The 18,576-nt window shown below is 57.1% G+C and carries 13 protein-coding genes; 7 read left to right on the top strand and 6 right to left on the bottom strand.

Features of this window, described 5'->3' with window-relative positions; genetic code table 11:
- Positions 1–4 precede the first annotated feature (4 nt).
- Positions 5–1,105 carry an aminotransferase class I/II-fold pyridoxal phosphate-dependent enzyme gene (locus tag GVI59_RS12590; RefSeq protein ID WP_242013089.1) on the bottom strand — a complete coding sequence of 367 codons (1,101 nt, stop codon included), beginning with the start codon at positions 1,103–1,105 and terminating at the stop codon, positions 5–7.
- Positions 1,106–1,575: 470 nt separating this feature from the next.
- Here GVI59_RS12590 and GVI59_RS12585 point away from each other — a divergent pair, with 470 nt between their 5' ends.
- A complete protein-coding gene (locus tag GVI59_RS12585; RefSeq protein WP_173574560.1) occupies positions 1,576–4,086 on the top strand; it encodes a TonB-dependent receptor plug domain-containing protein in 2,511 nt (836 codons plus the stop codon).
- A 247-nt stretch (positions 4,087–4,333) separates the two neighbouring features.
- Here the strand turns inward: GVI59_RS12585 and GVI59_RS12580 are convergent, their stop codons facing one another.
- Positions 4,334–5,503: an aminotransferase class I/II-fold pyridoxal phosphate-dependent enzyme gene (locus GVI59_RS12580; RefSeq protein WP_173574559.1), complete on the bottom strand. Its 1,170-nt coding sequence runs from the start codon at positions 5,501–5,503 to the stop codon at positions 4,334–4,336.
- A gap of 361 nt (positions 5,504–5,864) precedes the next feature.
- On the bottom strand, positions 5,865–7,064 hold the full coding sequence (locus tag GVI59_RS12575; protein ID WP_242013092.1) for an adenosylmethionine--8-amino-7-oxononanoate transaminase: 1,200 nt from the start codon (positions 7,062–7,064) through the stop codon (positions 5,865–5,867).
- A 348-nt stretch (positions 7,065–7,412) separates the two neighbouring features.
- Here GVI59_RS12575 and bioF point away from each other — a divergent pair, with 348 nt between their 5' ends.
- From bioF to bioD, 3 genes are read left to right on the top strand one after another with little or no spacing between them, the layout of a single operon-like run.
- The gene (gene bioF / locus GVI59_RS12570; protein ID WP_173574557.1) at positions 7,413–8,603 is read left to right on the top strand and encodes an 8-amino-7-oxononanoate synthase; all 1,191 of its coding nucleotides are present in this window, start codon (positions 7,413–7,415) and stop codon (positions 8,601–8,603) included.
- Positions 8,603–9,250 carry an alpha/beta hydrolase family protein gene (locus GVI59_RS12565; protein WP_173574556.1) on the top strand — a complete coding sequence of 216 codons (648 nt, stop codon included), beginning with the start codon at positions 8,603–8,605 and terminating at the stop codon, positions 9,248–9,250. Before bioF ends, GVI59_RS12565 begins: the two co-directional genes overlap by 1 nt.
- Positions 9,240–10,679, top strand: coding sequence for a dethiobiotin synthase (gene bioD / locus GVI59_RS12560; RefSeq protein ID WP_173574555.1), 1,440 nt, complete (start codon positions 9,240–9,242; stop codon positions 10,677–10,679). The genes GVI59_RS12565 and bioD overlap by 11 nt, the downstream gene beginning before the upstream one ends.
- A 221-nt stretch (positions 10,680–10,900) precedes the next feature.
- Here the strand turns inward: bioD and GVI59_RS12555 are convergent, their stop codons facing one another.
- The 3 genes from GVI59_RS12555 to ubiA form a co-directional block, all read right to left on the bottom strand.
- Entirely contained in the window at positions 10,901–12,118 is a 1,218-nt protein-coding gene (locus GVI59_RS12555) for a DEAD/DEAH box helicase (RefSeq protein ID WP_242013088.1), read from the bottom strand.
- A gap of 253 nt (positions 12,119–12,371) precedes the next feature.
- On the bottom strand, positions 12,372–12,548 hold the full coding sequence (locus tag GVI59_RS12550) for a hypothetical protein (protein WP_173574553.1): 177 nt from the start codon (positions 12,546–12,548) through the stop codon (positions 12,372–12,374).
- Between the two features lie 625 nt (positions 12,549–13,173).
- Complete coding sequence (ubiA, locus tag GVI59_RS12545) at positions 13,174–14,100, bottom strand: 4-hydroxybenzoate octaprenyltransferase (protein WP_173574552.1); 927 nt, start codon at positions 14,098–14,100, stop codon at positions 13,174–13,176.
- A 255-nt stretch (positions 14,101–14,355) separates the two neighbouring features.
- Between ubiA and GVI59_RS12540 the strand changes: the two genes are divergently transcribed.
- From GVI59_RS12540 to GVI59_RS12530, 3 genes are all read left to right on the top strand, one after another.
- A complete protein-coding gene (locus tag GVI59_RS12540) occupies positions 14,356–15,120 on the top strand; it encodes a 16S rRNA (uracil(1498)-N(3))-methyltransferase (RefSeq protein ID WP_173574635.1) in 765 nt (254 codons plus the stop codon).
- Between the two features lie 48 nt (positions 15,121–15,168).
- Positions 15,169–16,572, top strand: coding sequence for a glutamate--cysteine ligase (locus tag GVI59_RS12535; RefSeq protein WP_173574551.1), 1,404 nt, complete (start codon positions 15,169–15,171; stop codon positions 16,570–16,572).
- A gap of 74 nt (positions 16,573–16,646) precedes the next feature.
- Positions 16,647–18,575, top strand: a complete 1,929-nt coding sequence (locus GVI59_RS12530) for a bifunctional 2',3'-cyclic-nucleotide 2'-phosphodiesterase/3'-nucleotidase (RefSeq protein WP_173574550.1) — start codon at positions 16,647–16,649, stop codon at positions 18,573–18,575.
- Position 18,576 lies beyond the last annotated feature (1 nt).

Here is an 18,576-nt window from a genome sequence, read left to right as displayed (position 1 = left end):
CCCATCAGGTCCGGAAAATTCGGTCCACCTGCCGGTTGAAAAGCTGCATCTCTTCCGCTGAGCCGATCGTGATACGGGAGACGTTCGGCCATATCGGCCAGTTCCGTCCAATAATGACCCCGTTTTTTTCAAAAGCTTCCGCTACTTCAGCAGCCGGACGCTTCCAGTCCACCATGATCATGTTGGCCTGACTGCCGGGGAGGACTGGGATGCCCCGCTTTGTAAGGTGCTGTTCGACAGCCTCCCGCACTGCCGTCATGTCGTCCCGCCGCTTCCTGATCTGGTCCGGCAGCAGAAGGCTTTCTTTCGCACCGGCAAGTGCCGAGACGTTGATAAGTCTTGTGGCAGCTTCCCCGTCATATCGCATCATGCGCTGATGCAGGTCAGGATGAGCGAAGCTGAGGCCCACCCTGAGCCCCGCCATGCCAAACAGCTTCGAAAAGGTTCTGAGGATCAGGAGATCCCTGCGTTCGCGCAGAAGAGAAAGCGCGCTGGGGTTGCTGGTGAAATGGATATAGGCCTCATCAACCAGCACAACGGCATCAGCAGGCTTGTTATCCAGCAGCCATCTGATCTCATCCAGAGGCGTTGAGGTGCCCGTCGGATTGTTTGGTGAGCACACATAATAAAGACCAGCCTTTGGATTTGCCTTCAGCAAGGCCCTGGTGCTCGTCGCATAATTCTCTGCGGCGGTCAGAGGTACGCGATGGACCGGGATATTGAGGTACTTCGCTACCTTCCAGGGCACCTCGAAGGTCGGATCAACCGTTACAAGTCCCCTTTCAGGCGAAGTGAAGGCTGCGACACTACGGATAAGCGGGTCCATCGAACCCTGCCAGACCAGAATCCGATCAACGGGAACGTGTTCTACACTGGCGACGGTTTGAAGGAAGTCTTCATGGAGATGAGCCGGGTCATATCTGTTGCCTGACAGGATTTCTTTCTGGGCAGCCTGAGCTGCCTGCGGCAAAGGGCCGGTCCAGTATTCATTCTTGTCTATATAGGTGGTGGCATGCGTCTGCCCTGCTTCACCTGTTGGCGTACGGGCCTGAGCTGTTGGAAAAAGTTGGGAAAAAGACACGCCTGTTCCCAGAAGGCCTGCCATTCGGGTAAATTGCCGACGTGAAAACTCCTGAGAAATAGAGTGTTTTGCAGGGCCGGGGCTTGTTGGATCGGTCATGTTTCTGTCTCTGATTGCGTCTTTTTGCAGGAAAACACTAAAACATGATTTCAGATAATGAGAAATTCAAAACATTTTCTTTTGCAGGGAGGCTCGCGCTTTCAATATCAGCGATGATGCGTTTTCGCTGAAGGCAGATTGCCTGTGCGCTGCAAGAAATCACTTATGTTTATGCCGGAACTTCAATTCATTTAGAAATGACAATCTGATGCATTTCAAAATATTGATATGAATTTCCTATGGGTATGTATAAATAATATATTCTAAATAATTTTGTATTTATTATGTGTATATATCTTTAGTTTTTATAATATAATATGTATTTATTATTAAATTGATAATATAGTTATTTTGAAATTTTTATGAGGAAATCTATAGCGTTCGGATACCAAAAAATGCACCGCACTGTTCTTCTTATGGGCACTGTTTCTCTTGTCAGTATCGCAACGCCCGCCTTGAGCGCTACGACGATCTCCAAAGCAACCCTTCATCGGACAAAACACCCTCCGTCTGTCGATAACAGACAGACTGCCCAGAATGTTTCCGTGAAGCCGTCAGTTCGCCGTCCTCATTCACAACAAAAATCCCGTGATGCAGGAAAGGATAATGCCGAAGAGATCCATGTGTCAGGAGGACATGCCTATCGTCGCGCTGCGCGGAACAGTTCCACACCCGTCACCGTTATCTCTTCTGTAGAACTTCGACGCTCAGGCCAGATCAATCTTGCCGACGCTATTGCTCGCATTGATCCCTCGATTACCACACAGGCACAGGGATGGGATTCGGCAGCCCTGACGTCTTCGATCCGTATGCGTGGTCTCAATCCCAACGAAGTCCTTGTTCTGGTGGATGGAAAGCGACGGCATACTACAGGAAATATCGTGACAGATTCAGGTCCTTTGCAGGGATCGACCCCTGTGGATCTGAATATGATCCCTACCAACGCCATTGATCATATCGAAGTGCTGCGTGATGGAGCCGGTGCCCGGTATGGTGCAGATGCTGTTGCAGGCGTCATCAACATCATCACCAAAAAAGCGGCATATGGCCTGAATGTCGTCACGGACACGGGAGCGGATGCTTATAACGGCGATGGATGGCGTTACAGGGTTGGTGCGGACGGTGGTCTGAAATGGGGAAATAATGGTTTTCTTCATCTGAGCGGCGAAGTTTATCATAAGGATTTCTTCATTTCGAAATCCCGTTCAACGCGAGACCACAGATGGTCACAGGGAGACACGTGGAACCCTTATTCAGATCACAGTGTCAGCACGCCCGAAGAAACGCGTGAAAATCTTTCCATCGAATGGGGAAAGGGTATTACTGAGGAAATCGAGACTTATGGTCTCATTACCTATGCTCATCGTCATGCCGAGACCAACCAGCATTACCGTCTTCCAAGCGCGGCGCCATCCGTTTACCCGGCGGGATTTGCTCCCATTGAAACGATCGAGGAAAATGATTTTCAGGCCAATCTGGGCGTGAAAGGCCACAATCTGTTCGGTTTCGACTGGGATCTCAGCACGTTGTATGGCGAAGATGATGAAGACCTGGGTGTAAACAACACGATCAATTCAAACATGCTGACCAATCAGGGCTGGAGCCCAACCCGTGTCCGGACTTCCAGCTACCGGCTTTCGCAATGGACCAGCAATTTTGATGCGCATCGTGCTTTCAATATAGCCAACACGGTTCCGGTGACCTTTTCTCTTGGCGCCGAACATCGTCTGGAAATGTACCACATCCAGGCTGGTGAGCCTGCCTCCTATCTCAACGGTGGCACGGCAGCATGGGCAGGTCTGACCGAGCAGAGTGCCGGTTCATGGGAACGGCATGTCTGGTCCGGCTATCTGGACAGCGATTTCCATCCTCTCAAACACTGGGATCTCGATTTTGCAGGCCGTTTCGAACATTATACGGACGCGGGGAATGCTGAAACAGGCAAGATATCGACACGTTATGACTTCACCCGGCGTATCGCCGTTCGTGCGACCATCAGTAATGGCTTTCGTGCGCCAAGCCTGCCTGAATCGCACTTCAGTTCACTGAACGTCAGTCCGACTGGAGCAACGGGATTGCTGGGTGCAACTGACGCTGCGGCAGCACAGATAGGTGCGACAAAACTCAAGGCTGAGCGATCCACCAATGTGGAAGGTGGATTCATTCTGGAACCGGTCGACGATTTTCATGTCTCTGTGGATGTTTATCAGATCAATATCCGCAATCGTATCAATGGTTCCAATTACGTCAGTGGACAAACTGCGTATGACGCCATTTCCCGGACCGGCATCACCCTCCCTTCGGGGCTTGATCTAAGTAATGTTCAGGCTAACTACCTGGCCAATATCGGTAGTACCCGCACGCAGGGACTGGATATTCAGGCTGATTATCGCTGGCGTCTCCATCGCTATGGCACGCTGGACCTTTCCCTCATGCTCAATCTGAATCGCACCCGCATGCAGCATATAAACAGCAATGCGTTCGGGCAGTCTCTCGCCAGCGCCCAGACAATCGCTTATCTGACAACAGCTTCTCCTCGCAGCAAGATCATCCTCAACGCCTACTGGACCAAGGACAACTGGGATGTGAACATCCGTGAAACCCGATACGGACAGACGTCTTCCATGTTGAGTTATTATGATCTGGCCCCGGCAAATCTACAGTATTCCACAACACAGTTCGCTCCGTTTGTGAATACGCCGGTCTGGCTCACGGATCTGGAGGTCGGCTATCGTGTCAATCCGCACTGGCACTTTGCTGTGGGAGCCAACAATATCTTCAACATGCGTCCCCGCAAAGTAAATCCGGTCAACAACTATCTCGGCGCTTCAATCTATGACGCGCACGGCGCAAATATCGGTTTCGAGGGCGCTTATTATTACGGTCGGATCAATGCGACTTTCTGAAGAGGCATTCCTCTGCAGTGGGAAATAAAAAAGTCCCTTATTCTGAAGAATAATCAGGCTGTTGTGCCGTTGCCTTGGAAAAATCCGGGTCGAGCATCTGACGCTGGCGACGAATCTGAGCCCAACCGCGTATGTTATGACGCGGCGCTTTATGCTGGTCGTCCGACTGGCTCGGGATTTGGCATCACCATCAGACCATGTGCTGGTGATGCCTGACCGCGGGGCGTAACACCCCATAGCCAGTCCATCAGGCCCGGAAAATCCGGTCCACCTGCTGGTTGAAAAGCCGCATCTCTTCCGCTGAACCGATCGTGACACGCGACATGTTTGGCCAGATCGGCCAGCTTCGACCGATGACGATCCCGCCCTGCTCAAAAGCCTGCACCACTTCCGCCACCGGACGACCCCAGTCGACCATGATCATATTGGCCTGACTGCCGGGGATGAATCTGATCCCTCTTTCTGCAAGATGCTGCTCGACAGAGTTTCTGACCGCAGTCATGCCTTCACGCCGTTTTCTGATCTGTTCCGGTAGCAGGAGGCTCGCTTTGGCTCCGGCGAGCGCAGAGACATTGATGTAGCCTGTGGCGGCCTCTCCATCATAACGCATCATGCGTTGGTGCAACGCGGGATGGGCGAAACTCAGACCGACCCTGAGGCCCGCCATACCGAACAGTTTCGAAAATGTTCTGAGGACAAGAAGATCCTTGCGGTCCCCCAACAGGGATAGGGCGCTGGAACTGTTTGTGAAGTGAATATAGGCTTCATCCACCAGAACGACAGCATCGGCAGGCTTGTTGTCCAGAAGCCACCTGACTTCATCCAGCGACGTTGGCGTGCCTGTCGGGTTGTTTGGCGAACAGAGGTAATAGAGACCGGCGTTCGGATTGGCCGCCAGCATGGCTCTGGCGTTTGTCGCATAGCGATTTTCTGCGGTCAGAGGTACGCGCTGAAGCGGAATTCCCAGATATTTCGCCACTTCCCAGACAACCTCAAAGGTCGGATCTGATGTCACCAATCCCCGTTCTGGCGAGCAGAAAGCGGGCACGCTGCGGATCAGTGGATCAGTCGATCCCTGCCAGACCAGTACGCGTTCGAACGGAACATGTTCCACACTGGCGACTGTTCGCAAAAAATCGTCATGCACATTGTCCGGATCATACCGGTTTCCAGAAAGGATTTCCTGCTGGGCTGCCTGCGCCGCCTGAGGCAAAGGGCCGGTCCAGTATTCATTTTTGTCCAGATAGATAGTGGAGGTTGTCTGTCTGGTTTCAGATGTTCGCGCCCGTGCTGATGGGACAATCCTGGAAAAGGACGCCCCAACTCCGAGGAGACCTGCCAGTCGGGCGAACTGCCGGCGGGAATAGTCATGAGATTCGGCAGTCTCTTCAGATCGGGACGTCGTTGAATCAGTCATATTCCTGTCTCTGGTCATGTTATTCCGAAGTCGAAACAGGATCATCCTCAATGACAGCCGAGATGTAAACGTCTGCGAGCCATATTGCGGGGGAAACATTCCTTGATACTGGTTTATTCTGTGTGATGGATTCAGAGATTCTTTGACGGCTGATTTTCAGCGATGTTCCATTGATGCATCCTATAAAACACGTTTTCTTGGTGTCATGTGTAAGAAAATACTTCTACAATCTCACGATGTATCTGAAGTTTGGAAGAATTCTGCGGGAATTTTCCGCTGGCCCCCACAAAGGGACATAGTCCCTTTGATCCCGGCTTGTTCAATAAATAGTCGCACGGAAAAGTCGCCATGCTCCGTGATGCTACGCTGACAGGACCGTGTGGATGGCCTGTGTCAGTGTCCGTAAGTCCTCAGGCGCGATGGTGAAAGCCGGTGTCAGATAAACGATATTGCGGAAAGGTCTGATCCAGACATTTTCCGTGATAAAGCGCGTCCGGAGCGCCGCCGGGTCAGCGATATTGTCCAGTTCCACCACCCCGATAGCGCCCATGACCCGCACATCCTTCACGCCCGGCAGCGTGCGGCAGGGTTCCAGTTGTTCGCTAAGAGCGGTTTCAAGCGCTGCAACCTGTTCAAGTCGCGATTCCTGTTCGAACAGGTCGAGCGACGCATTCGCGCAGGCGCAGGCCAGCGGGTTGGCCATGAAAGTTGGCCCGTGCATCAGGGCATGTTCGGGATTATCGGAGAGAAACGCCTCGTACACATGACGGCGTGCAACGGTCGCAGCCAGCGCCATCGTGCCGCCGGTGAGCGCCTTGGAGAGCGTGATGATGTCAGGCACGATTCCAGCCTGCTGACAGGCGAACATTGTTCCGGTCCGGCCAAATCCTGTGAAGATTTCATCCAGAATCAGTAGAAGTCCATGCCGGTCGGCGGCATTGCGCAGGCGGCGCAGCACGTCAGGCGAGTGAAACAGCATTCCGCCCGCGCCCTGCACCAGTGGTTCGACAATGATGGCGGTGATTTCGTGAGCGTGATCGGTCAGAAATGCTTCAAACGCCGCCGTAGTCTCCTCATCCCGTGGCAGGTCGATCACATGCTGTGCGGGCATCACTCCGGCGAACAGATGGTGCATCCCTTCCTCGGGGTCGCAGATCGCCATCGTGGCCAGCGTGTCGCCGTGATAGCCACCCCTGAACGCCAGCAGTTTCGTGCGTCCGGCCTCTCCGCGATTGAGGCGATACTGGATCGCCATCTTCATCGCCACCTCGACGGCGACGGAACCGGAATCCGTATAGAATACCCGCTCCAGATCGCCCGGCAGCAGGGCGGCCAGTCGGGAAGAGAGCCGCAATGCAGGCTCATGGACCATGCCACCGAACATTACATGCGGCATGCGGGCAAGCTGGGCCTCTGCACAGGCGCGGATATGCGGATGATTGTAGCCGTGGCACGCCGTCCACCATGCCGCCACACCGTCCACCAGAGAACGTCCGTCCTCAAGCGTGATTCGGCTGCCCTCCGTCGCACGAGCGGCCAGCGGGGCCGGGGCGGTCTTCATCTGGGAGTAGGGAAGCCAGATATGAGGCAGACCGTCTTCGTACCAGTCGGGTGAGGACAAGGGAAATTCCTTTCGGGGCGGCGTTGGGGCGTCTCTTTCATATCAGCGCATTGGCCGGTTGCCATCTGTGCGGCAGAGAAAAGCCTGTTTCCGGGCGGTCGATCCGCTCTCTGGATAAATGGCAGGTTTCAGAAATCTTTTCGTGTAAACAGGAGAGAAACTTGGGCGGGAAGGTGACGTGCTCCTGTCTGGCGGCCGCAACCGGAAAGGAGTTCCGGGAGCAGGAACAGCAGCGGACACCATTGCATGATTGACCCTTAATCAGCGTTCCGGCACCACCTTCGCAGCATGACCCGATTTGATTCCCTTTTCAGGCAGGCCGTTGATGCGCTTCAGGCGCAGGACCGGCGGCGCGTTCTCCGGCCCATGACTGCGGTGGGCGGGGCGCGTTTTGCACGTCCGGATGACGCATGTCTGATTGATTTTTCATCAAATGACTATCTCGGCCTGTCGCAGGATCTCCGACTGAAAGAGCGGGCCGCCGACTGGGCGCTGCGTTATGGGGCCGGAAGTGGTGCATCCCGGCTGGTGACTGGCACGCGTCTGCTGCACGAGCAGGTCGAGGGACGGGTCGCCCGCCTCAAGAAAACCGAGGGCGCCCTGCTGTTCGCCTCTGGCTGGCAGGCCAATGCCTCGCTGGTGCCGGCCCTTGCACGTCTGTCCTCGGAACAGATGGGAGCGGCACCGCTGGTTTTTGCGGACAGGTTGAATCACGCCAGCCTGCATCAGGGATGCGCGGCGGCTGGCGTCCGGCAGATCCGGTTCCGGCATAATGACCTTGATCATCTCGAAGCGCTTCTGAAAGTCCGCGTCAGTGAGCCCGGACTGAAGCTGATCCTGACCGAAAGTGTCTTCAGCATGGATGGCGATCGGGCCGATGTTCCCGGTCTGGCGACACTGGCGGAGCAGTATGGCGCTTTTCTCTGTCTCGACGAGGCTCACGCCACGGGCGTTCTTGGGGCACACGGCGCGGGGCTGGCGAGCGAAGCGCCGGACGGGGTGCATCTCATCATGGGCACGTTCAGCAAGGCGTTGGGCGGGATGGGTGCTTACATTGCCGGTTCACGCGCCCTGTGTGACTGGCTCATCAACAGCGCCTCCGGATTCATCTATTCCACCGCTCTCCCGCCAGCCATGCTCGGGGCTGCGGACGCGGCGCTGGAACTGCTGCCGGATCTGGAGGATGAAAGAGCCCGTGTTGCGCGTCATGGGGAGACGCTGCGGCAAAGCCTGCATGAAGCCGGACTGACGACAGGCGCTTCCAGCACGCAGATCGTGCCGGTCATGCTGGGTGAGGCGGCGACGGCGCTGTCTGTCGCGGCAAGTCTGGAAGCGGACGGAATGCTTGTCGCCGCGATCCGGCCGCCGACCGTGCCGAAAGGCGAGAGCCGCCTGCGAATCACTCTGTCAGCCGCCCATACGGAGGACGATGTGCAGCGTCTTGCTGACGCGGTCGTGCGTCTGTGCGGTGTGACCTGATGCAGATTGTTCTTGTGCATGGCTGGGGTTTTTTGCCCGAGATGTGGAAACCGGTGCAGGACAGGCTCGGACGGCCTGCCATCACGCTCGATCTCGGGTTCTTTGGGCCAGCGAATACAGGCTTGCCGACCGGTCAGCCCTTGTTGGCAGTTGGACATTCCCTTGGATTGCTCTGGTTGTTGACCCATGCCGGTCTGCCAGAGGGCAGTATTGTACTGGGGATCAACGGGTTTACGCGTTTCAGCCGAGCGGACGATTTTCCGGTTGGTGCCATGCCTCGCGTGTTGGATCGCATGATGAAAGGTCTCGAGCGGGATGCTGCGCCGGTTCTGCGGCAGTTTCGTGCGAACTGTGGTCTTTCCGGACAGGAAACGGAGGATTTCGGAATGCCGGAAACGACGCGTCTCCTGGACGGGCTAAGCCTTTTGCAGAAAGGTGACGCCCGCGCGCAGGGGCATCGCGTACATGCTGCTCTGGCCAGTCGGGACGATGCGATTGTCAGCCCGGCCATGACGGAGGCCTCATTTCTGGCGGAGCGGATCGGGTGGCTTGAGACAGGTGGCCATCTTCTGCCTCTGACCCATCCGGACCGGTGCGCGACATTCATTCTTGAAGCCTGTGAGGAATTCTCTGCCGATGGTCGATAAACGCCCGCAGACGGAGCAGGAACGCACGGCCATCGCCGCGCGCTTTGGTGCGGCTGAAGAGTATGATTCAGCAGCAGCCATTCAGCGGCTGGTCTCGCGCCGTCTGCTCGACAGGATTGTTCGCACGTTTGGTGATCGTAAGCCTGCGCGTATTCTGGAATTTGGCTGTGGGACCGGCGCGTTTACGGCGCTGTTGAAAGAGCGCTGGCCGGATGCGGAAGTGCTCGCCACGGATCTGGCTCCTGAAATGCTTGAGCGGGCCAGGGTCCGTTGCGGGGATGATGTAGCGTTCGCCGTTATGGATGCGGCGGCGCCGCGGCTCGCTGGTCGCTTCGATCTGATTTGCGGCAATCTTGCCCTGCAATGGATCGATCCGCCGGAACAGGCTCTGTCGGCGCTCTATGGCCTGCTGGCTCCGGGAGGCCTGCTGGCTGTCTCCACGCTCGCCGCTGAGTCTTTCGCTGAGTGGCGACAGGCGCATGCGCAGGAAGGTGTTGCGGCGAATATCCGCGTTTATCCGACACGCTCATCCTTTCAGAAAGGATGGCCGACGAATGCCGTTGGTTCACTGCTCCAGGCTCCCTTTGGACAGTGGGATTTTGAGACGCTTGTCGAACAGACAGCGGGTGGTCTGGCGTTTCTGCGTGGGCTGAAGCGGATAGGCGCGACGGCGCCCGTTGCTGGCGGACTCCCCCTGACCGCTGGTACCCTTCGAAAAGTAGTGCGTCGTTTCGATGCGGCAGGGGCTGCGCTGACATGGGATATTGCGTTCGGGCTTTTTCGTCGTGCGCCACGGGCTGGTGTTTTTGTGACGGGCACTGACACCGGAGTGGGCAAGACCTTTATCTCGGCCTGTCTGACCAGAGCCTGGGACGCGCTGTACTGGAAGCCTCTTCAGACGGGGCTGGCGGATGAGGCAGGCGACACACCGACGGTCACGGAACTTGCTGGAGCGGACGCGGATCGCATCCTTCCTCCTGCCGATACCTTTCTGGCGCCACTGTCTCCACAGGCAGCGGCAACGGCGGAGGGGCGGGCTGTTGATGTGAAACGTCTGGTTCTGCCGATGCGCCAGCCGGAGCGACCTCTTGTTGTGGAGGGCGCGGGCGGAGTGGATGTGCCTGTGGCGAAAGATCTTCTGCTGATCGATCAGATCGCGGAATTTGGTCTGCCGGTGGTGGTTGTGGCGCGCAGTGGGCTCGGAACGGTCAACCATACGCTGCTCACTCTTGAAGCATTACGTCGTCGGGGGATCGGAATTGCCGGTGTCGTGCTGAACGGGCCGCCCAATCCGGGTAATCGGGCGGCGATCGAGGAGCATGGCCACGTCGCCGTTCTGGCGGAAGTACCGTTCTTTGAGAATATCACTACGGAGAGTGTGAAGGACGCGGCCCGCCTCATGCCGCGCTGGAGTTGTTCGGAAAACTGATTGCTTTGGAGATCAGTTTCCGGATTGATGGATTGACGGCGAAAGTCGTCTCGTGAAATCTCCATTTCATTACAAACAGCTTCAGAAGACGACGCCTTTTTGAAAAAAGGCGGCACCCAAAAACTTTTTCGTTTTATCGAATGTCTGTAAGGACGCGGCTCCTTATTCAGGAAACACAAAATAATCAGTCTATTGCGTGAATTTTTATGCCATAAGGGCGTTCACCGCTTGCGGGAACGTGGCGGCGTGTCGCGTGGTGGTGTGTCCCGTGAAAGAGTAGGCACCGGCAGCGCCACCAGCTTGAGACCGAGCGTGCTTTCCACTTTCCGCATCGTCTTGCGTTCTTCCGCGGAGCAGAGCGTCGCCGCCCACCCCATGCGTCCCGCCCGTCCTGTGCGCCCGATCCGGTGCAGATAATTATCGGGCAGTTCGGGAGGGGACATGTTGATGACCTGTCCCACCTGCTCAACGTCCAGACCGCGTGCTGCGATGTCGGTGGCGACAAGAATTGTCGCCTTGCCGCTGGAAAAAGCGTCGATGGCGGCATTTCTTGCGGGCTGGGTAAGGCCCCCATGCAGCCCCACGACTTTCAGCCCCCGTTTACGGAGCTGTTTTGTCAGCAGATCGGCCTCGTCGCGGGTTGACGCGAACACGATGGCGCTGCGGTCGGGATGGCGACGAAGAAGTGCTTCCACGGCTGTCGGTTTGGCGGCCTTGTCAACGAACAGAACCGCCTGCCGGATGCTGGGTTTCTCGTCTTTTGCCGGTTCGATCCGCACTGGCTTGTACAGAAACTGCTGGGCTGCGGTCATCGTTTCCTGTGAGCCGGTGGCGGACACAAGAATAGTCTGTCGGTCGCGGGGTAGAAGGGCCAGAATACCCAGCATTTCGTCGCGGAATTCCCCGGTCATCAGCCGGTCACCCTCGTCGAGGACGAGAAAGCGGCAGGATGCCGACTCAACGCGTTCCGTGCGGAGCATATCCAGCAGACGACCGGGCGTCGCCACGATCAGGCGGGCGGTCTCAGGCGGGGCGTCATATTCCCTGTCAGGATCGTCTTTCGTGCCGCCATAGACAGCAAAAGGTTCAAGTTCGGGGCGTGTGGCCAGCAGTGTGCCCATTTCTGTGACCTGACGCGCCAGTTCACGTGTCGGGACGATGATCAGGGCCGTGTTTTTTTTCTTGCGAAGCAGATAATCGAGCAATGGCAGCAGGTAGCAGGCGGTCTTGCCTGTTCCCGTGGGAGCAAGGATTTCCGCATCATGTCCGGAAAGCAGGGCCGGAATGGCCGCCTTCTGAATGGGGGTAGGATCCTTCAGGCCTGCCTTTCCAAGACGCGCAAGCAGGGCGGCGTTCAGCTTCAGGGAAGAAAAACCGCCGTTTCCCGCGCTTTTCTGGTTGGTGGATGTCTGGGAAGACGTTGCGGTCGATGAAGGCATGACAGGTATCCGAGGGAGTCCGATGAACGTAATCGCGGCACGGACCATGGTCGGTCCGGACAGTCTGCCGAAAACAGGGGCAGGGCGTTACGGCAGACATATGCCAAAATACCATCGCGGATGCCATGTTTCCATGACATCCGTTTTGGCCGGAGGGATACTATCCTGAGAGTGGTAAGTGTTCACGCGATCGATCTGTTCTGGATAGACTGATCCGTTTCGCGTTTCGAAACGGGTTTGTGACGCTCAGATCTCAGGCGGCTTCTGCAAGTTTGGTGAGGTCTTCGTTATTGTTGTGGTTGTTGTACAGGCGGGCCTGCCTGCGTGTCTGGATGGCGAGCCAGCTGATGGGGTGACCTGCGGCCAGTGGTTCAAGCCCGGCCTGTTCCCGAGCAGTGCTACAGGCATGAAAATGGATCTCACTTTGCATTTTCTGAGACCGTCTGTGAATAAAGCTTCTGCTGACTCCAAGTTCTTTTGCGGCACTTCTAAGTGTCATCTTTTTCTTATTAAGAAGAAATGAAAGTTTTTCGTCCTGTTCTGTGGACCATATAAGTGCGCGAGGCATTAAATACTCTCTTTCTTTTGTGATCGAGTGAACATCTCCATTATTGCGATACCAACTGAAAAACGAAGGCAATATTTAACGATGAATTAACGGAAAGCGGGGTGTTGCGATAATAAGTGGTATAATTTTATTTTTTGTTTTTATATTTATACAGTCATGTAAGCGGATATTAGTTGCGTTATAGAGATACGTTGTATCGAATAATATGTTTTTATTTATGATAAAAATTATCAAAAAAGATAATTATAAAATAAAAAAGAATCGGTCCGCAATAAAACGCCCGTTCTGAAAAGGGTTATGATACGCTATCTCATTGAAATGGTTCGATTAAATCAGAAGCAGCTTCTGCCGGCACATACAGGGAGAAAGTTGCTGGGAAAATGATACAAAAAGAACGACTTCGTCATTCTTATTGTGCCGTATTGTGAAGCCCGTCCGGATGAGAACATTGCGGGCTTTTTTTCTTGAAAATGTCGTTTTGTGTGTCTCACCACACGAGACCCGCCAGACAGGCGAGTGCGAATCCAACGCCTATGTCCCTGTTGGCCCGGAACTGGATGAGACAGAGACGCGGATCCTGTGGATTGACGGAGACGGCCTGTTTCAGCAGCAGGGCGATGCAGAAAAGCGCGACTGGATAGAAGCCGATACCGGTGTGCGCGAGAAAGCCCGCGCCCAGAAAGGCGAGGCCGGCGGCGGCATAACACACACCGACAAACTCTCTGGCGCGTCCCTGCCAGAGAAGGGACGTGGATTTCACTCCGATCCGGGCGTCGTCATCCATGTCCTGAAAGCCGTAGATCGTGTCGAAGCCCAGTTGCCAGAGGATGGTCGCAGAGTACAGCAGGACCTGGGTCATGTCGCAGCGATCCGCCATAGCGGCGTAACCCATCGGAGCGCCGAAGCCGAACGTGAATCCCATGACAAGCTGCGGCCACCATGTGAACCGTTTCGCCAGCGGGTAAAGCCCGACCAGAATAAGGGAGGAAGCGCCGAGAAGCTGGGTCAGTGGATTGAGCTGGAGCAGGATGCTCAGCCCGATCAGCAGCAGAAGCAGCAGAAACAGCGCCGCGTGGCGCATTCTCAGGGCGCCGGATGCAAGGGGGCGTCCTGCGGTGCGTGTGACCTGACGGTCGATGTCCCGGTCCCACATGTCATTGACGACACATCCGGCGGACCGCATCACCAGACTGCCGATTCCGAACAGCACCAGCAGACGCACGCGCTCAAGCGGCGAGGTGGCGCCCTCCGCGCCCGGCAGCAGAATACCCCATGCGCCCGGAAGAAAGAGAAGCCAGGTGCCGATCGGCCGGTCGAGACGCGCCAGAAGCGCATAGGGGCGTAACGGAGCGGGAAGGCGGGAAATCCAGCCGGTGCTACGAATGTCCGTGTGCGGAGTGGCTGTACCTGACACTGTAATCCCTCTTCACTGGTTCTCTTGCCGGGGTTTTTCACCCTGGGCCGGGCCATCCGTCAGCCCGGTTCTTCGGAAACAACACTGGCCCGCGCCTCATGGGCTTCGGGCGGCTTCGGACTTGACCGGCGGACGAATCCCGTCGAAACCGCGCCGATTGATGCGGGGCAGACCCGTCGGGGTCAATGGTGTCGGGCTAACCTGACGGCTTCATGGCCTCCGGACTGCTCCGAGCCTGAGAGAAAGCGCCTGTCGATGTCAGCCCATCATACCCTCCCACGCCTGTATCTCCCTACGGATGTTCCGCTGACTGGGGAGACCGTCATACCGATGTCTCCCGAGCAGGCGCGTTACCTTGGGACCGTCCTGCGGAAAGGGGAGGGAGATGCTGTCAGGGTCTTCAATGCCCGGGATGGGGAATGGCTGGCCCGTATCGCGTCCGTCAGAAAGGACAGGGGCTCTTTCACAATCACGGAGAAGCTGCGTTCTCCTGTTGATGAGCGCGGCTGCACTCTCGCTTTTGCACTTTTAAAGCGGGACGCAACGGACCTCGTCATCCGGATGGGAACGGAGTTGGGGGTGTCCCGTTTCGTGCCGCTGATAACCGAACGGACGGTTGGTCAGAGAGTCAATGAGGGCCGGCTCGAATCGATTGCCATCGAGGCCGCCGAGCAGTGCGAGCGGCTGACGATTCCGCAGATTTCCACTCCTGTGCGCCTGATTGATTTTCTGGGAGCATGGCCTGCTGAAAAACGTCTTTTTATTGCTGTGGAACGACTTGAAAGTCAGGCGAAGACGCAGAAAACCGGGCTGGAACTCTCCGCGAATCCTTTCGTGGGGGCAACGGATGGTGACGGTATTCTGACAGGTCCGGAAGGGGGTTTCAGTCGGGGGGAGCTTGACGTTACGCTGGTGCGCCCCTTTGTTACGCCAATCACATTGGGAAACAGAGTTCTGCGTGCGGAGACTGCCGTCGCCGCTGCGCTTGCCTTGTTCGATTCCCAGCTCCGAAATATCTGAGGTCGGGACGTAAGCCCGATCGCCCCTGAGTGGAAGCACAGAAGCCCAATGTCGAATCCTGCCGATCAGGACACCCGCTCCATCACATCCACGCGCGATCTCGTGGATGTTCTGGCCGCAGGAAACAAGCCGCGTGATCTCTGGCGGATCGGCACTGAGCATGAAAAATTCGGCTTCGTCCGTCCTGAAGCCGCAACGGCCGAACGCCCCGCCTTTTCCTCGCCGGACTATGCGCATCAGGGGATCGGCGCGCTCCTGAAGGGCGTCGAGCAGCAGGGCGACTGGACGCCCATTACGGATGGTCCCGCCGTGATCGGCCTGAAGGGGGCCGGGATCAACAAGGGGGCCGCCATCTCGCTGGAGCCCGCCGGACAGTTCGAGCTGTCAGGCACGCCGCTGGCCAGTCTGCACGAGACACGGATCGAGCTGGACCGCCATTTCGAAACCATCCGCGCTCCCTCCCGCGCCCTTGGGCTCGGTTTCGCGCCGCTCGGTTTCCACCCTTTCGCCACCCGCGCCTCCCAGCCATGGATGCCCAAGAGCCGTTACGCCATCATGCGGTCCTACATGCCGAAGGTCGGCACGATGGGTCTCGACATGATGCAGCGGACCTGCACCGTGCAGGTCAATCTCGATTTCTCGTCCGAGGCGGACATGGTGCGCAAGATGCGCGTCTCCCTCGCGCTCCAGCCCGTTGCGACAGCGCTGTTCGCCAACTCGCCGTTCTATGAAGGCAGGCCGAACGGCTGGCTGTCCAACCGGGCGCAGGTCTGGACCGACACGGATAACGCCCGCTCGGGAATGCAGGCTTTCTGCTTTGAAGAAGGTTTTGGCTTCGAACGCTATGTGGAGTGGGCGCTCGATGTGCCGATGTATTTCATCGTGCGCGATGGAAAGCTGATCGACGTCTCAGGGCGCTCCTTCCGAGCCTGGCTCAACGGTGAGAGGCAGGACGGTCTGGAGGGGCTGACGCCGACCATCGGTGATTTTGAAGACCATCTGACGACGCTGTTCCCGGATGTGCGTCTCAAGCAGTTCCTTGAAATGCGTGGGGCCGATGCGGGATCGGCCGAAATGATGCTGGCGCAGTCGGCCCTGTGGGTCGGGCTGCTCTATGACGATGCGGCGCTGGCGGCGGCGGAGAGTCTTGTGCGCGAGCATGACTGGGAAACCTATCGCGTGCTGCGTGGGGATGTTCCGGCGCGGGCGCTCAACACGCCTTTCGGAACGGGGACCGTGCGCGACGTTGCGGCACGTATGGTGGAGATCGCGACTCAGGGGCTGCGCGCCCGCGCACTGCGCAATGAGGCCGATCAGGACGAAACCGTGCTGCTCGCACCACTACAGGCGCTTGCCGCCGGTGCGCCGACGCAGGCCGAGCGCTGGCTGGAACGCTATAACGGACCGTGGGCGGGCGACGTGAAGCGCATCCTTCTGGAAGCGGAAGTCTGACGTTCAGACTTTCTTTTCAGATTGGGCGATACAGAGTGTTGAAAGTAAAAAGTAACCTGTAGAAGGATGCGTTCATGGTGCGGCCCTGCCCCGATCCCGGAGCCGCGACAAAGACAGTAACGGATGACCGACGGACCGTCCGGTTGCGTCTGCTGGAGACATCTGATCTCCATATGTTTCTGCGTGGATGGAATTACTATCAGGCTGAAAAGGATCATGATGTCGGCCTTGCCCACATCGCCACCCTGATCCACGCTGCTCGTGACGAGGCGCCAAACTGTCTGCTGTTCGATAATGGCGATACCTGTCAGGGGTCGCCCGTCGGTGATTTCATGGCGGGAAACGGGGGCGGCGAGGAAGCGCACCCCATGATCCGGGCGATGAACCTGCTCGGATACGACGCCGCTACGATCGGCAATCATGAATTCAATTATGGATTGTCCTTTCTCAGGGAGCAGCTCAAGGACGCCGTCTTTCCGTTTGTGTGCAGCAATGTCACCCTGTGCAACGGCGCGCCACTTCTGCCCCCGTCCATCGTGCTTGATCGGGAAGTCATCGACGATCGCGGCCAGAAGTGCAGTCTGCGTATTGGTGTGATCGGTTTCGTTCCGCCACAGATCATGGTGTGGGACGCCATCCATCTGCATGAGCAGATCATGGTGATGGATATGGTGGAGGCCGCCCGACAGATCGTGCCCGAACTGCGGAAACGCTGTGATGTCATCGTGGCGCTCTGCCATTGCGGCATTTCGGCGGAGCAGCGGCAGGGCGGCGAGGAAAACGCGGCGCTCTATCTTGCGGAAATCGAAGGAATAGACGCGCTGCTGCTGGGGCACACCCATCATGTCTTTCCGGGAGACCATCATGACAATCTGCCCGGTGTGGATGCCGTGGCCGGAACGCTGCACGACGTGCCTGCCGTCATGCCCGGTTTCTGGGGCAGTCATCTGGGCGTGATCGACCTGATGCTCCGGCAGACGGAAAGAGGCTGGGTCTGCGCGGACTTTCAGGTCGAAGCCCGTCCCGTGTGTCGCCGGGAAGAGGGGCGCGCCCATGCTCTTGTGCATGAAGATCCGGCCATTCTTGAGGAAATCCAGCCCGAGCATGAGGCGACCATGGCCTGGATGGAGGAGCCTGTCGGCTGGACATCCGTCCCGTTGACCAGCTGGTTCACCTTTCTGGGATCTGATCCGTGTCTGGCGTTGGTGAATGCGGCTCAGCTGGCGTTCGCCAGACCGTTGCTGGCGGGAACGGAGTGGGAAGAACTGCCGCTTCTGTCCGCTGCCGCGCCATTCCATGCGGGGGCAATGGCGACAGACGCCTTTGTGAATATCCCGGTTGGCGAACTGACCATCCGCGATCTGGTGAATATCTATCCTTTCGCCAACATGCTGAGCGTGGTGCGCTGTAGCGGGGCAGAACTGAGAGAGTGGCTGGAGCGTTCCGCAACCGTCTTCAATCATATCCTGCCGGAAGAAGATGCCCCCCAGCCGCTGCTGGACCCGATGCCTCCGGTTTACACGTTCGATGTGATCATGGGAGACGATGTGAGCGGCGCGCTGACCTGCACGGTCGATATCAGTTCGCCCCGTCGCTACTGCGAGCAGGGTCGTCTCGTCGATTCGTCTGCCCAGCGTATCAACGATCTATGCCTCGATGGACGACCTGTTGAAGATGACCAGATGTTCGCTGTCGTGACGAATAACTACCGCGCCTCAGGTGGAGGGCACTTTCCCGGCACGGGCGCGGATCGGGTGATTGTCACGACGCACCAGCACAACAGGGATCTTCTGGTCCGCTATGTCAGGCGGCAGGGATGTCTTCTGCCGCCTCCTGCCGGAAATGGGTGGTGCTTCCGCCGACTTCCTTTTGCCGCGACGGTCTGTATGGATCTGCCCGCCGCCGCGTCTGTCGCCGCCGGACAGCGCAGTGATCTGACTTTTATGGAGCCTGTAGAGGGCGGTAACCGGTATCGGGTCGGGCGGCCTCATTTCAATATGTGAA

This window comes from Acetobacter sicerae (assembly GCF_011516765.1).
GTDB classification, from domain to species: domain Bacteria; phylum Pseudomonadota; class Alphaproteobacteria; order Acetobacterales; family Acetobacteraceae; genus Acetobacter; species Acetobacter sicerae.
This window is presented reverse-complemented; position numbering and strand designations above follow the sequence as displayed.

What these genes read in the sequence shown, in the direction of transcription:
- bioD (WP_173574555.1), top strand. Translation starts at nt 9,240, where the DNA reads ATGGTCGATAAACGCCCGCAGACGGAGCAGGAACGCACGGCCATCGCC.
- GVI59_RS12530 (WP_173574550.1), top strand. Translation starts at nt 16,647, where the DNA reads ATGGTGCGGCCCTGCCCCGATCCCGGAGCCGCGACAAAGACAGTAACG.
- GVI59_RS12555 (WP_242013088.1), bottom strand. Translation starts at nt 12,118, where the DNA reads ATGCCTTCATCGACCGCAACGTCTTCCCAGACATCCACCAACCAGAAA.
- GVI59_RS12585 (WP_173574560.1), top strand. Translation starts at nt 1,576, where the DNA reads ATGCACCGCACTGTTCTTCTTATGGGCACTGTTTCTCTTGTCAGTATC.
- GVI59_RS12540 (WP_173574635.1), top strand. Translation starts at nt 14,356, where the DNA reads ATGTCAGCCCATCATACCCTCCCACGCCTGTATCTCCCTACGGATGTT.
- GVI59_RS12580 (WP_173574559.1), bottom strand. Translation starts at nt 5,503, where the DNA reads ATGACTGATTCAACGACGTCCCGATCTGAAGAGACTGCCGAATCTCAT.
- GVI59_RS12565 (WP_173574556.1), top strand. Translation starts at nt 8,603, where the DNA reads ATGCAGATTGTTCTTGTGCATGGCTGGGGTTTTTTGCCCGAGATGTGG.
- GVI59_RS12550 (WP_173574553.1), bottom strand. Translation starts at nt 12,548, where the DNA reads ATGCAAAGTGAGATCCATTTTCATGCCTGTAGCACTGCTCGGGAACAG.
- GVI59_RS12590 (WP_242013089.1), bottom strand. Translation starts at nt 1,105, where the DNA reads ATGGCAGGCCTTCTGGGAACAGGCGTGTCTTTTTCCCAACTTTTTCCA.
- GVI59_RS12575 (WP_242013092.1), bottom strand. Translation starts at nt 7,064, where the DNA reads ATGAAGACCGCCCCGGCCCCGCTGGCCGCTCGTGCGACGGAGGGCAGC.
- bioF (WP_173574557.1), top strand. Translation starts at nt 7,413, where the DNA reads ATGACCCGATTTGATTCCCTTTTCAGGCAGGCCGTTGATGCGCTTCAG.
- GVI59_RS12535 (WP_173574551.1), top strand. Translation starts at nt 15,169, where the DNA reads ATGTCGAATCCTGCCGATCAGGACACCCGCTCCATCACATCCACGCGC.